General features: G+C 50.5%; 9 protein-coding genes. 7 read left to right on the plus strand and 2 right to left on the minus strand.

Translation table 11 applies throughout. The features are described from left to right. Nucleotides 1–109: 109 nt before the first annotated feature. Nucleotides 110–1,267 (plus strand): DUF819 family protein, encoded by a 1,158-nt coding sequence (locus tag BLW37_RS02030; RefSeq protein ID WP_091338678.1) that lies wholly within the window; start codon nucleotides 110–112, stop codon nucleotides 1,265–1,267. A 61-nt stretch (nucleotides 1,268–1,328) separates the two neighbouring features. After that, complete coding sequence (locus tag BLW37_RS02035; protein ID WP_091338680.1) at nucleotides 1,329–2,423, plus strand: dipeptide epimerase; 1,095 nt, start codon at nucleotides 1,329–1,331, stop codon at nucleotides 2,421–2,423. A gap of 151 nt (nucleotides 2,424–2,574) precedes the next feature. Here BLW37_RS02035 and BLW37_RS02040 read toward each other — a convergent pair whose 3' ends face one another. Then, nucleotides 2,575–5,433 carry a TonB-dependent receptor domain-containing protein gene (locus BLW37_RS02040; protein WP_245785576.1) on the minus strand — a complete coding sequence of 953 codons (2,859 nt, stop codon included), beginning with the start codon at nucleotides 5,431–5,433 and terminating at the stop codon, nucleotides 2,575–2,577. A 335-nt stretch (nucleotides 5,434–5,768) separates the two neighbouring features. On the opposite strand from BLW37_RS02040, the gene BLW37_RS02045 reads away from it, so the two are divergent. Next, on the plus strand, nucleotides 5,769–5,972 hold the full coding sequence (locus tag BLW37_RS02045; protein ID WP_091338683.1) for a hypothetical protein: 204 nt from the start codon (nucleotides 5,769–5,771) through the stop codon (nucleotides 5,970–5,972). Here BLW37_RS02045 and BLW37_RS02050 read toward each other — a convergent pair. After that, a complete protein-coding gene (locus tag BLW37_RS02050) occupies nucleotides 5,932–7,419 on the minus strand; it encodes a DNA recombination protein RmuC (RefSeq protein ID WP_091338686.1) in 1,488 nt (495 codons plus the stop codon). The two genes, BLW37_RS02045 and BLW37_RS02050, sit on opposite strands and share 41 nt — an antisense overlap. Nucleotides 7,420–7,616: 197 nt before the next feature. On the opposite strand from BLW37_RS02050, the gene BLW37_RS02055 reads away from it, so the two are divergent. From BLW37_RS02055 to BLW37_RS02070, 4 genes are all read left to right on the plus strand, one after another. After that, nucleotides 7,617–9,209: a methyl-accepting chemotaxis protein gene (locus tag BLW37_RS02055; RefSeq protein ID WP_091338689.1), complete on the plus strand. Its 1,593-nt coding sequence runs from the start codon at nucleotides 7,617–7,619 to the stop codon at nucleotides 9,207–9,209. Next, nucleotides 9,199–11,253 (plus strand): putative bifunctional diguanylate cyclase/phosphodiesterase, encoded by a 2,055-nt coding sequence (locus tag BLW37_RS02060; protein ID WP_091338691.1) that lies wholly within the window; start codon nucleotides 9,199–9,201, stop codon nucleotides 11,251–11,253. Before BLW37_RS02055 ends, BLW37_RS02060 begins: the two co-directional genes overlap by 11 nt. Nucleotides 11,254–11,307: 54 nt before the next feature. Beyond that, complete coding sequence (locus BLW37_RS02065) at nucleotides 11,308–11,487, plus strand: hypothetical protein (RefSeq protein WP_091338694.1); 180 nt, start codon at nucleotides 11,308–11,310, stop codon at nucleotides 11,485–11,487. 92 nt (nucleotides 11,488–11,579) lie between these two features. Further along, on the plus strand, nucleotides 11,580–13,568 hold the full coding sequence (locus tag BLW37_RS02070) for a S9 family peptidase (protein WP_091338697.1): 1,989 nt from the start codon (nucleotides 11,580–11,582) through the stop codon (nucleotides 13,566–13,568). Nucleotides 13,569–13,587 lie beyond the last annotated feature (19 nt).

A 13,587-nucleotide genomic window follows, 5' to 3' on the forward strand; every position in this document is an offset into this window, starting at 1 on the left:
TTGATGAAAAACAGACCAAAGAATCAGCAGGAAGCATTTTACATTGGAATAATTTATGCTAATGTTGCTGTATAAATAGAATATTTAATTACACCGCTGTGGATAGCTGATGATCACTGATGGTTTTTTATTTCTGACGGTTTTACTGCTGATTGCTGCAGCTCTGGGGTTGTTGGAGAAATACAGCGGCTGGCGCCTCTTTACCATTTTACCTGGCATTGTGCTGCTGTATTTCGGCGTGATGCTGGCATCCAGTTTAGGCCTTTGGAGTCAAACCGACAGTATTCGGGCAACCTACAGCGCGGTTCGCAATAACTTGCTACCTGCCATGATTTTCCTGATGTTGTTGAAAAGTGATTTACGAGCGATTGCCCACCTTGGTCCCCGCATGTTGGGGGCCTTTTTTACTGCTGTAGTCACTATCATGTTAGGCTTTGTGATCACTTTTGCCCTGTTTCATCGCTGGTTGGAACCCGATAGCTGGAAAACGTTTGCTGCCTTATCGGGCAGCTGGATGGGAGGCACCGGCAATATGGCCGCCATCCAATCTGCATTGGATGTGCCAGACAGCCGCATGGGTTACACCTTACTCATGGACTCGATTGACTATGCCATCTGGGTGATGATTTTGTTGGCGCTGGTACCCTTTGCCGGCCTGTTTAATCGCTGGACTAAAGCAGACAGTAGTTTGCTGGCAAAAGCAGGCGAGCGCCTGGCGCTGCAGCAAGATGAGAAAGCCGTGACACAATTAAATTTATTGGTACTACTGAGCCTGAGCTTTCTGGTCTCTGCTGTCAGCCAACACCTGGCAAGCTGGTTACCAACCACCGCTTTTTTAACCACCATGACCTGGACCATTCTGTTGGTTACCCTGGCCGGTGTGTTAGCAGCCATGACCCGACTTGGTAAGCTATCTGGCTCGGTGGAGTTGTCACAAATCATGCTACTGGTGATTATCGCCTTGATTGCCTCCAGAGCCGACTTTGCTGATTTAGCCAAGGCCCCCATTTATGTGACCGCAGGTTTAATGATCCTCTGCATTCATGGCGTGTTGATGGCGCTGGTCGCCAAGTTATTTCGGTTGGATTTATTTACTTGTGGTGTGGCCTCACTCGCTAATATTGGCGGGGTGGCTTCGGCTCCAATACTGGCAGCGGCTTACTCAAAGGCGTTGATCCCGGTTGGTGTATTAATGGCCATGCTGGGTTACGTGGTCGGCACAGCGGGCGGCCTGTTGGTCGGTAAAATGCTGTCTTGGCTAGCCTGATTACAACGCAGTCATTATAGTGGTATAGCAAGCAACTGCTTTCTTGCGCTCGAGGTTTGACATGAAAATAACTGATATCCGTTTGGGCATGCTGAAAGTGCCGCTGAAAACGCCGTTTAAAACGGCACTGCGCACGGTGCATGAGATTGAAGATGTCGTGGTGATCATCGAAACCGATACCGGCCATGTCGGTTATGGGGAAGCGCCGGCCACCGCCGTGATCACTGGTGACATTCATGGCTCCATCATTGAAGCCATTCGCACAATAATCAAGCCCAAGCTGATTGGTCTCGACATCTCCGATCTGAATCATGTCACCCGGGTGATTCAGGGCTGTATTATGAAGAATTACAGCGCCAAAGCGGCGGTAGAAATTGCTATCTACGATTTGTTTGCTCAGCTGTACGGTGCCCCTTTGTACAAAATGCTGGGCGGCGGAGTGCCGAAACTGACCACCGATCTGACCATCAGCGTGGATTATATTGATAAGATGGTAGCGGACTCGCTCGAAGCCGTTGACCGTGGCTTTGAGACACTCAAAGTAAAGGTAGGCAAAGACATTGGTGTTGATATCGAGCGGGTAAAAGCCATTTATGCCGCGGTAGAAGGCCGGGCGCTGATCCGGCTGGATGCTAATCAGGGCTGGACGGCCAAAGAAGCCGTGTATGCACTGCACAAGCTGGAAGATGCCGGTGTGCGACTGGAACTGGTAGAGCAGCCGGTGAAAGCACTGGATATTGATGGCCTGAAATACGTGACTGACCGAGTGCATACGCCGGTAATGGCCGATGAAGCTACCTTCAGCCCTCGAGAAGTGATTGAGCTTATAAAAATGCGCGCCGCCGATATCATCAACATCAAGTTGATGAAAACCGGCGGTATTTCCAATGCGATCAAAATTGCTGATATCTGCTCTTTCTACGATATGCAGTGCATGATTGGTTGCATGCTGGAAACCAGCATCAGCGTATCTGCAGCCGTCCACCTGGCAGTGGCAAAATCCGATGTGATCACCAAGGTCGATTTAGATGGGCCTTCGCTCTGTGCTTTTGATCCTGTTGAAGGCAATGTGCTATTTGAGGGTGCTGATATTAGCATTCAAGACACGCCAGGCCTCGGCATTCGGAGCATCAAAGGCCTACAAATGTTAGCTTAAACGGCACCTCCCTGCCGATACCACCGCCGGTAGCCGCAAGGTTACCGGTTTTTTTGTGTCAGAGACCGATGCATTCAACCAAGTGACCAGCTATCAGGCAAAAAAAACCGCAGCACCAGGGCTGCGGTTTTACTCGTTTCATGGCTCTACCTTAGAAGGTGTACTCTACCAATAAGGTGTAAGCACGGCCACGAGGATCGGCCACACGAGGCTCCCAGGCTGAGCCAGCTGCCGAGTCCATATTGTGTGACGAGAATGGTGGATCTTGGTCAAACAGGTTCTTAATCCCCATGGTAATTAGGGTATTCTCCAGACCACGGTAAGTCAGACTGTAATTATAGGTGGTGTAGCTTTTCACCCGATAATCAAAGTTTGGTGGGTTGTGGACGCCACTGGCAATCCTGGCAAAGACCGCACTTTCATAACCATGACGGTAAATTTGCGTCAGGCTGTGCATAAAGTCGCCATGGGTATAGCTGAAATTGACTGTATGTTTCCACTTGATAGGCAGGTTGTTGTTGTAGACAAACTGACCTACTAGATTCTCGCTGTAGGGCAGTGTATCCAGCGCTTTGGTTTTAAAGCTCTGCAGGTAGTTACCATTTAACCGCAGCCGCCAGCTCCCGCCGGCCAGTTCACCGGTCAGGTTGGCATCCACTTCAATACCACGGGTTAAGGTACCGCCCGAGTTAATAAAACGGGCATCAATGGCCGTGATCTCACCTGCACTGTTGCGGATAAAGTTGTCCTGGAAGGACTGGTAGTTTTGCAACAACACATTCTGGGTCGCAACCCGAATGGTATTGGTACGCTCAATCTCCCACCAGTCAACACTGATGTTGAAATTATCGGTAGGGACCAATACCACTCCGATGCTCTTTTGGGTGGACTCTTCCGGCTGCAAATCCACCTTACCACCACGGATCAGGTTTGGTTGAATCGATTCACACCCAGGGGTATCACTCACCTGACCATCCGGACAACGGGTCGGATCAAACCAGGTATCGACCGTGATCGGCTCCGAGCGCTCGCCTTCAAACAACTGGTTGAAGTTTGGCACTTTAAAGCCAGTGCTGTAAGCAGCACGCACCATCACCTGCTCAACTGGCTGGTACTTTAACGAGACTTTTGGATTGGTGGTGCTGCCAAAACCACTGTAATGATCATAACGGCCGGCCAACGTCAGATCCAGGTTGTCCAATACCGGGAAATACACTTCCGCAAAGACCGCCTTGATGTTACGACTAACTTTATCCAGCGCATTTTGATCATCAAACGGCGCTAATGGGACGGTCCGGCCAGGCTCTAAATCCGAGCCATTAAAGCGGTATTCCTCACGGCGCAAATCGGTACCGACCGCAGCTTGAATAAAACCACCTGGCAGTTCCAGCCCTAAATCACCAGAAATGATAGCATCAAGTTGTGTTAAGGTTGTGGTGCCATCATACAGTTTTACACCAGCAGCAGAGGCGGCCGCTAAGCCATCCAGCGCTGCTTGTGATTGCTGACCTGGGAACATGAAAGGATCCAAAGTACCACTACCCAACAGTGTTTGCAGTTGATCCAGATAGTAGTAACCATCCACCAGTTTCGTTTTGGAGCTATTTTCTGAACGCGACAGGCCAATGGTGTAATCGTAATCAGCGACCATGCCCTCAAAAGCCAGCAAAGCCCGGTAGGAAGTAGTGTCGGTGTCGAAAGTCCGAGGTCCACACTCAATACAACGCCAACGATAGGCAATGGGAGCTCCATAGTTCAGACCATCGTAGCCAAAATAACCACCCAAAGTATGGAAAATACGGTCATAATTAACTCCGGTACTTGGGTACCAGGTCGATGGATTGAACTGTGCTGTCGCCAGCGCACTGGAACTGATCTGATATTGCTCAAAACTCTTTCTGGATTCAACATGAGCGGCGGATAGCTCAAAAAACATTTCATGGCTATCGCCTAAGTTAAACGAGAGCCGACCAACAAAGTCCAGGCTCTCCAGCGGCGACTGCAGCATGCGGTGGCGGCCATACTCCCAGGCACAAGCATACTGAGACTGAGGCGACCATGGGTACAGGTTCGGATCAAAGCGCCCCATAAAATCGCCACCGGCCTCACAACCCGGACCACCCGGTAAAGCCAGAATATTGATTGCATCCTGGCGGGCTACAGGGCTGTTTGGATTAGGGTCAATCAAGCCAGAGCCTATCAAGCCTGGCGCTGTAGCAGTGCTGACATTAAAAATGGTCGCAAAAGGCGTACCACGCGTATCCGGCGATAAGCCCCTGTCCTCCTGGAAGGAGTTGGTGAAATCACGTTGGGTGCCACGAATGCCCAGGTTACGCTTGGCGGTAATGGTACCAAAGGCGTTCCAGCCATCCTGATCAAAATCACCAACACCAAAAAGTGCATTGGCACGATAGATATGGCCTGCACCCGCCTCGGTCACATCGGCAAAACCAGAGACCTGGGCACCCGTATAATCACGGCGGGTAATAAAGTTAATGACCCCGCCAATGGCGTCGGTGCCATAAACAGCAGAGGCGCCATCACGCAGGATCTCTACACGGTCCAGGGCTGCAAATGGAATGGAGTTTAAATCGACACTGCGTCCTTTTAAGCCGTGCGGTGCCAAGCGACGACCATTGAGTAAGACCAAAGTTGCATCCGAGCCCTGACCACGCAGGTTGGCGCCCGAATTGCCATGGTTAGCACGGTTATCCGCCGTCGATATGCCTTCGTTACTGGCCATATTATCGACGCCATTACCGGCAATGTTGAGTTGCATTAACAACTGCTCACCCGAGGTAATACCGGCGGCATTGATGTCTTCACGGGTGAAGACGGTAATAGGTAATTCACCTTCCAAGGTCGTACGTTTGATACTGGAGCCGGTGACCCGAATTCGTTCAACGGCGTCTTCGGCCTCAGCGACAGACAGATTGTCGTTCGCTATCGCGTGTGTGCCTAGCCCGGCCAAGGCTAAACAACCGATTAATGGTTTCAACTTCACGTGCATCTCTCCTAACTGGTCACCTGGATTTCTTATAATGCGCTGTTCGTTTTCCGAACAGTTTTAACATAGCAAAGATTCACGCAATTTGAAATAAATTATGCTGAATAATTTAAAATCAAAGAATATTTCATTCCTAATGTAGGGTAAGGGCATGTTTCAAATAGGAATAGATAATGACGCCAGCTAAATTATTTCAGCTGCAGCTAAGGAAACTCAGCGTTTTTCATTGCCAATTGGACGGCTTTTTTATGCAAAGCTGCTTCATTTGCCGTAGAATGTGCCGCCAATCATCTGCCGGTTGTCAAAAGTCCTGAACTGCATGCTGTAAGGAGTCTTTCGTGGAATTAGTTGTTTCGTCCATCTTTTTTACGTTTATCGTACTGGGTCTGACTTTTGGTCTGAGCTGTCTGATTTATGCCTGTTTGTTGCCGGCTGGGCTTAGCCCAGAGCGAAAAATGGAAGTGCGCATCGAGTTCGCCATTTTCAGCGCAGGAAGCTTTGCTATGCTGGCGGTGATGCTGTTTGCGATGTGCTATCACTAAGACAGGCGTCATCGGTTGCTCCCTCATCCAGCTGGCTTTGGCTCCCGGCTGGATGCAACTCCAGCCGGGCTTTTTCCAATAGCTCTGCATCCAATTCACTTTTTACCGCCACGCCTAGCTCTTTAAACTCAGCAGCTTGCTTAATCAAGTTACCCCGACCGCTATACAACTGACCAAAGGCTTTGTCATAACTTTCACGCGCTTTATCCAGCTGTTTACCCACGCCCTGCATACTGTCCAAGAACAACTTCAACTTGGTGTAAAATTTCTCAGCCCGATTGGCCAGCTCAGCGCTGTGTTTGCTTTGATCTTCAAAACGCCACAGTTGACGCACAATATTAAGGCTAGTGAGTAAGGTAGTCGGGGTCGCTACCAGCACATTGCGCTCAAGCGCTCTTTGATACAACTCCGGATCGTATTTCAGTGCTTCGACATAGGCCGATTCAATCGGGATAAACAGAAACACCACTTCCGGTGAGTTTAACCCTGCTAGCTGGTAATAACTTTTATCTGCCAGCTCCGTAATGCGATCCTTCACCGCCTGACAGTGCTCTGCCAAGGCGCGAGCCCTTTCGTTGTCGTCTTCCGTATTGACATAACGCGTGTAAGCAGCGAGTGAGGTTTTGGCATCAACCACCATATGCCGCTGCTGTGGCAAATAGATAATGGCATCCGGCCGGCGCTTGCCATCGTCACTGTCGAAACTAACTTCGCGTTGGTAGTCGATTCCGGCGCGTAAGCCAGAGTTATCCAACACATTCTCCAGCATCAGCTCACCCCAGTTGCCCTGCACCTTCTTCTGCCCTTGCAACGCCTTGGTCAATTGCTCAGCCTGATCGGTAATGCGGTTATTGAGTTGCTGCAGATTAATCAACTCTGTTTTCAGCGCGCTACGCTGCTGCAGCTCTTCGCTGTGAATGCGTTCCATTTTGTCACGAAAACCTTTCATATCCTGCTGCAATGGAGACAACAGCTGCTGCAGCTGCTGCTGGCTCAGCTCGCTGAACGCCTTTCCCTTGCGCTCAAGCACCTCTTGCGCCAGCAACTCAAACTCCTTTTTCAACTGATCACGGCTGTCTTTAATCAGCGCCAGCTGTTCCGCAAAATGCTGCTCCTTCGCGGTGAGGGTACTGTGCAAGCGGTCGTGCTGCTCTTTCACCGCCAGGAAGTCACTCTGCAATGCCTTTTGCTCAGCTTTTTGCTGCTGCAATGCCTGTTTTAGCTCAGCAAGCTGTAGCTCGCGTTCACGCAGCTCAATCTGGCGTACCTGGACCAATTCGCGGCTACGCGCAGCCTGCTCCGTTTGTGTCTGAAGTTCCTGCTGATGCTGTTGCTGCCATGCCTGCAGCACCAAACGCCGCTTATGCAGCATTAACAACATGGCTGGAAGCAGCAACACAATCGCTGCGGCAAAGCCAGAGAAGACGTAAAGGTAGAGTTCACTCATGGGATGCAAGCTAACGATTTTAGATAGCCACTATGCTGACCTATATCGCACCAGACAACAAGCCGTTATCACGAAGGTTTGGTTTGATGCTGAAAGATTGATCTAGATCAATGAATCCCTAAATTAGATTGATCGTTAATAGGGACAAATTGGTATAAGCTTTCAACAAATAACCATTATAAAAGTAAGGACTTGATATGCGCAGGAATCAGGATGTCACTCAGCGCGAAGCCAACTTTCCACGAGATGCCCATCTTATCACGACCACCGATAAGCGCGGTGTTATCACCTATGCCAATCCAGAATTTATTGCCGTCTCCGGTTATCAAAAAGACGAGCTGCTGGGTAAAAATCACAATCTTATACGTCATCCTGATATGCCAGCAGCAGCCTTTAAAGACATGTGGCGCACTATCCAAAGTGGCCATTCCTGGCGTGGCGCCGTCAAGAACCGCTGCAAAAATGGCGATCATTACTGGGTGGATGCCTATGTCACTCCGGTAATGAAGAATGGCGAAATTGCCGAATATCAGTCCATTCGCACCGTATTACAAACCGAGCAAAAACAGCGGGCCGAACGTTTATACCAACAGTGGCGGCAGAAAGAGCTACCAAAGTGCATCAGCGCTTCACCTTATCAAACTGTGAATTTGTTATTACTTGGGTTACTACTGTGCTTGCTCGGTAGTGGTGTTGCTTTGTTTTTCGTTGCCGGCTGGTGGTCTTTTCTGATGGTACTGCCTGCCATCATGACTTGGCTGCTTATTCGCTATCAACAGCAGCAGTGCCGACGACTCCTTCAAATCGCCGATAAGACCTGTTTCAACCCGGTGATGAGCTGGGTCTATTCTGGCGGTGTCGATTTTAAAAGCCGGGTATCTTTTGCTCTATCCACCCAGCGTCAGGAAAACCGGGCACTGATGGCTCGTCTGGTCAACAGCTCCGGTTACCTGCATCAGGCCAAGGAGCAGGCCGCTACCGCGATAACCAAGGCCTCGATACAAAGTTTGCAACAGCATCAATCCACGGATGGATTTTTACAACAACTCGCTCAACTTAGAGCCCAACAAAGTCAAGTGGATGCCGCCGTATCAGAGATGGAGCAGTACACAGGCGAATCGGAACAGGCAGCACTAGCAGGTAATCAGCAATTGCAGCAGATGCTGGCAGCCAGCCAAAGTATGCAGCACCAACTGAATGAGTTAAGCCAACGCTTTGCCGAAGTCAATAAACAAGGTGAAGCCATTGCCAAGGTGGTCAAGGTTATTCGCGAAGTCGCAGAGCAAACCAATTTATTAGCATTAAATGCAGCCATCGAAGCAGCCCGTGCTGGCGAAATGGGACGGGGGTTTGCTGTGGTCGCTGATGAGATCCGCGCCCTTGCCAGCCGTACCCATCACTCTACCCATGAAATTCAGACCATTATTCACCAGCTCTATCAAGGCATCCAGCAAGCCGATCAAGCGCTGCTTCAAGGGGTGAGTGCCTCAGAGCAAACAGCACAAAGTGCAGCAAGTACTGCAGCGGGTATGACGCAAATTCAACATGGTATCAATACAATGCGAAGCAAGGCGCGTCAAATCAGCCAAGCGAGCCTGCAGCAGCTCTCGACAGTCGAGCAATTGAACGTTGAAACGCAAAAGTTGGCAGGGTTAGCCCAAAGCTCAGCCCATGCTGCCGATGAAGCAAAACAACAAGGTGATCTGCTCTCTGTGCAACTCAATCAGCTAACCACATTGGCACAACACTTTTTGCACGCTCAACAGAAGGCACTTACCAATGCTGACTGACTTACCGAACATTCATCAGGACATTGTTGAACAGCTGGATTATTTTATCAGTACCGTAAACACAGATTTCCGGCTACTGACGCTAAACCCCTTTGGCAGAAAACTGTGTGGTATCGCTGCAGAACTAAATTTAATGCAACATCCACTCTATGTGCATCACTTTCACGATAAAGAGAATTACCACTACCTGCTCAACACAGTGTTTCCGCATGTACAAAAACATTCGTATTGGCAAGGCCCACTCTGCTTTTTCGATCAACAAAAAAACTGCATTCCTACCCAGTTAAAAGTGCTGGCACACCGCGATCTGGCTGGCAACATTATCAGCTACACCGGCATAGCGCATTCACTGCCTAGCCTGCCCGAGCAAACCCTGGATGAATTGAACAAACAGATATTCGATGATGCTATTGAAGGCATTATGGTGACCGACGCTCAGGCACGGATCCTCAAAGTCAACCCAGCTTTTACTTCGATTACCGGCTACAAGGCTGCAGAAGTGATTGGCAAAACACCGGCTATTTTGCGTTCTTCGCACCATGGCCCTGACTTTTACCGCCAGATGTGGCAAACCATTGAGAAAAAAGGCTACTGGCAAGGCGAAATCTGGAACCGAAAAAAAGATCTGACGGTGTATCAGCAGTGGTTAAAAATTTCACGCGTGCAAAGCAGCGATGGCGCCTTGAGCCACTATTTGGCTGTTTTTCAGGATCTGAGCGTTATACGTTCCAAGGATCAGCAAATTCATCAACTTGTGAACTTTGATCGGCTCACCAGACTGGGCAACAGAGAACTGCTGGTAAGCCGTTTTCCACAGACACTGGCACAATGCAAGCAACAAAAAAGCAAACTGCTGATCTGCTGGATTGATGGCGGCCAGCTCAGTGATGTGAATCAGCAGCTTGGTCTGACTTATGGCGATCGCCTGATCCAGCTGCAAGCAGAACGCTTGCAGCATCTGGCTGGGCCAGAAGATACGCTAGTACGAATTTATGCAGACGATTATATCCTGTTGCATCAGACCTCAACCAATTTAAGCCAAAGCAATAAACTGATCAGTCGTTTGCTGGAGGAGTTAAAGCAACCAGCCAGGCTCGGCGATGAAATTCTGCTGCCTACTCCGCATATTGGGGTTGCCTGCTACCCAGAGGATGGCGAGCAAGAAGAGGATTTATTGCATGCGGCCGAGTTGGCGATGTTTGCAGCCAAAGAAAAAGGGGGACCCTGTCTAAATTTCTACAACAGACAAGCCGGTGCAGACTACCACCGCAAAGCACTGATTCGTCAAAAGCTACTGACAGCCTTGCAAGCGGATGAGGTGCACTTGCAGTTGTATTTCCAGCCTAAAGTAAAACTGAGTAATGGCAGCCTTGCCGGCGCAGAAGCCTTAATACGCTGGCAGGACCCGGAGCTTGGGGCCATTTCCCCGGCCGACTTTATTCCGATTGCAGAACAAAGCAGTCTGATTATTGAATTGGACCGCTGGGTGGTCAAACAATTATGTCGGCAACTGGTTTCCTGGCAACAGCAACATCTTAGCGTGCCGGTGATTTCATTTAATATCTCAGCCAGGCATTTAGTAGAGCCGGACTTTACCAGCTGGCTGCTGGCTTGCCTGCAGGAGTATCAAATTTCGGCTTCAGCGCTGGAAATGGAAATTACCGAAACGGCCCTGATTGATAACGAAGCCAATGCCATCAGCAAACTGCAATTGTTAAAAGACAACGGCATGAAAATAGCCCTGGATGATTTCGGTACCGGCTACTCCAGTTTGTGTTACCTAAAAAACATGCCCTTGGATACCGTCAAAATTGATCGTTCTGTAGTGTCGGATCTTACCACCAACGCCAAAGCCTTGTGCATTATTAAAAGCATTCAATTGCTGGCCAGCGAGCTGCAGCTAGGGCTCGCCGTAGAGGGTATTGAAAATCAACAGCAGCACCAGATCCTTGTAGAGATCGGTTGTCCGCAAGCGCAGGGTTACTGGTACGCCAGGCCCATGCCAGCCAATCAAATGGCGTTGCAGTTAAGCGGTAGCCTTTAAAGTCATGCCGCTTCCTATTACACTGAAGCTTTGACGGTTTAGCAGGATGCAACCATGCCACCTATTTTTATCATTCTGGCCTTACTCTTTGTTGCCCTATTTATTTTGGTGACGGTGTTAGAAAAATACGGCAAACGCCGTAGTGACGAAGAGCTGAGCAAAATTACCCGCTATATTTTTCCACTGGTGGGTATCGTGCTACTGGCGCAGCTGCTTTATATGCTGTTTCGCTAACTATCTCAGCCAGCGAGCTAGCAGCCGGTTTTGACTTGCCTGTCGGCCGCTGGTGCGTTGCAATGGGCGCATCCCGATACAGGAGTTTACTGATGTTCCGACTTTTCCTTGCACTTTGTCTGTTCTTGCCACTAATGCTGAGCGCCGAGCCCCGTGGTATGCAACCCGAGGATTACTACCGCTTTGTATTTGTCGCAGACCCTCAGCTGACTCCCAATGGCCAACAGGTAGCTTTTGTCCACAGCACCATCGCCGATGATAAGCGCAGCCGCCACAGCAACCTTTGGCTGGTAGCTACCGATGGCAAATCGGAACCCCGCCAGCTCACCTTTAGCAACAAAGATCGCAGCCCACGCTGGTCACCGGATGGCCGCCAGTTGGCCTTTCTTTCAGGCCGCGGTGATGGACAGCAGCTCTACCTGCTACCGATGGCCGGTGGTGAAGCGAAGGCAATCACCCGATTAAAGCAGGCCAGCATTCGTGATTTCAGCTGGTCACCGGATGGCAAGCAGCTGCTGCTTACCCTTGCTGCCGACCCCGCCATCGAGGATCCAACGGCAGAAAAAGCCAAAAGTGACGCACCTGAAGCCGATGTGGTGGTCATTCGTCATGCTCTGTATAAAAGTGATGGCAGTGGCTATCTCAACGAGCGTCGCTCCGGTCTTTGGCTACTGGATATCGGCACCCAGCAGCTCAACCGTCTAACTGGCGATGCCCGCTGGCACGATCACTCCGCGCAATTCTCTCCCGATGGCAGGCAAGTCGTCTTTGCTTCCGATCGCAGTGAAGATGCTTTGGAAGGCAGTATGCAACAGGATTTGTTTGTACTGGAGCTAAGCGATGGCAACCTCTCCCGTCTGACTACCCTGCCCGGCCAAGCCAGCTCACCGCAATGGTCGCCGGATGGCCGTGAACTCTTGTACCGCCATCAGGCCGATTACTTTGAGCCAGAGCAGCTGTTCATCCACCGCTTAAGCGATGGTCACAACAGACGCATTGCCAAGGACTGGGATCGCTCAGCCTCCACACTGCACTGGCCGGAGCAGGGCCGGATCTTGATGGGTGCCGATCACTTGGGATCACGCCCTTTGTTTGAACTCCATTTGCGTCGCGATCGAGCCAGTATCCGTCTGAGCGAGCAAGGCAGTGCAGGCAGCTTTAGTTTTGCTGCCAACGGCAAGGCTCTGAGCTACCTGTGGCAGGATGAGCAACACCTGCCGGAAGTCTGGTTCCAGGATGGCACCAAAGCGCCACGCCAGCTGACCCGATTCAATCAGGAGCTTCTAGGCGAGCTGCAGCTGCAATCATTGCAATCTTTTTGGTTTGAACACGAACAAGGCCAAAGCCAGGGCTTTTTGCTCAAACCTGTTGATTGGCAAGCCGGTCAGTCGTATCCGCTGGTCCTGAACATCAAAGGCGGCCCAGGTGGTATGTGGGGCCATCAGTGGTTCCATGAGTTTCAGATGATGGCCGCCGCTGGCTATGCTGTGGTGTTTACCAACTACCGTGGTAGCACTGGCTACGGCTATGCGCATCAGAACGCGGTGCATGCCGATTACGGCGGTGTGGATTACCGCGACAACATAGCCGTCCTGGAGCATGTGTTGCAGCAACACAACTGGCTGGATAGCTCGCGGCTATACCTGACTGGCGGCAGTCATGGTGGTTTTTTAACCAACTGGATCACCACCCAGACCGATCGCTTTAAAGCCGCGGTAACCCAGCGCAGTGTCAGCAACTGGCTGTCTGAAGCTGGCACCCAGCAGTATCCTCCCAACTCGATGCGCCGCGAATTCGCCGGCACTATCTGGCAGAATTTCGAACTATACTGGAACCGCTCACCATTAAAGTATGCCAATCAGGTCCGTACCCCAACGCTGATCATTCACAGCACCGAGGATCACATCACTCCTATTGGCCAGGGCGAAGAATGGTTTTTCGCGCTCAAAGCCAATGAAGTGCCGGTCGAGATGGTGGTATTCAAAGGTGAAGGCCATAGCCTGTCCAGAAATGGCACCCCGGTCAATCTGGTAGAGCGGCTCAAACGCATCCTGGAATGGTTTGAGCGGTATGCCGACTAACCTAAAGTGGTGGAGGCCT

Source organism: Alkalimonas amylolytica, assembly GCF_900107845.1.
Taxonomy (GTDB): domain Bacteria; phylum Pseudomonadota; class Gammaproteobacteria; order Enterobacterales; family Alteromonadaceae; genus Alkalimonas; species Alkalimonas amylolytica.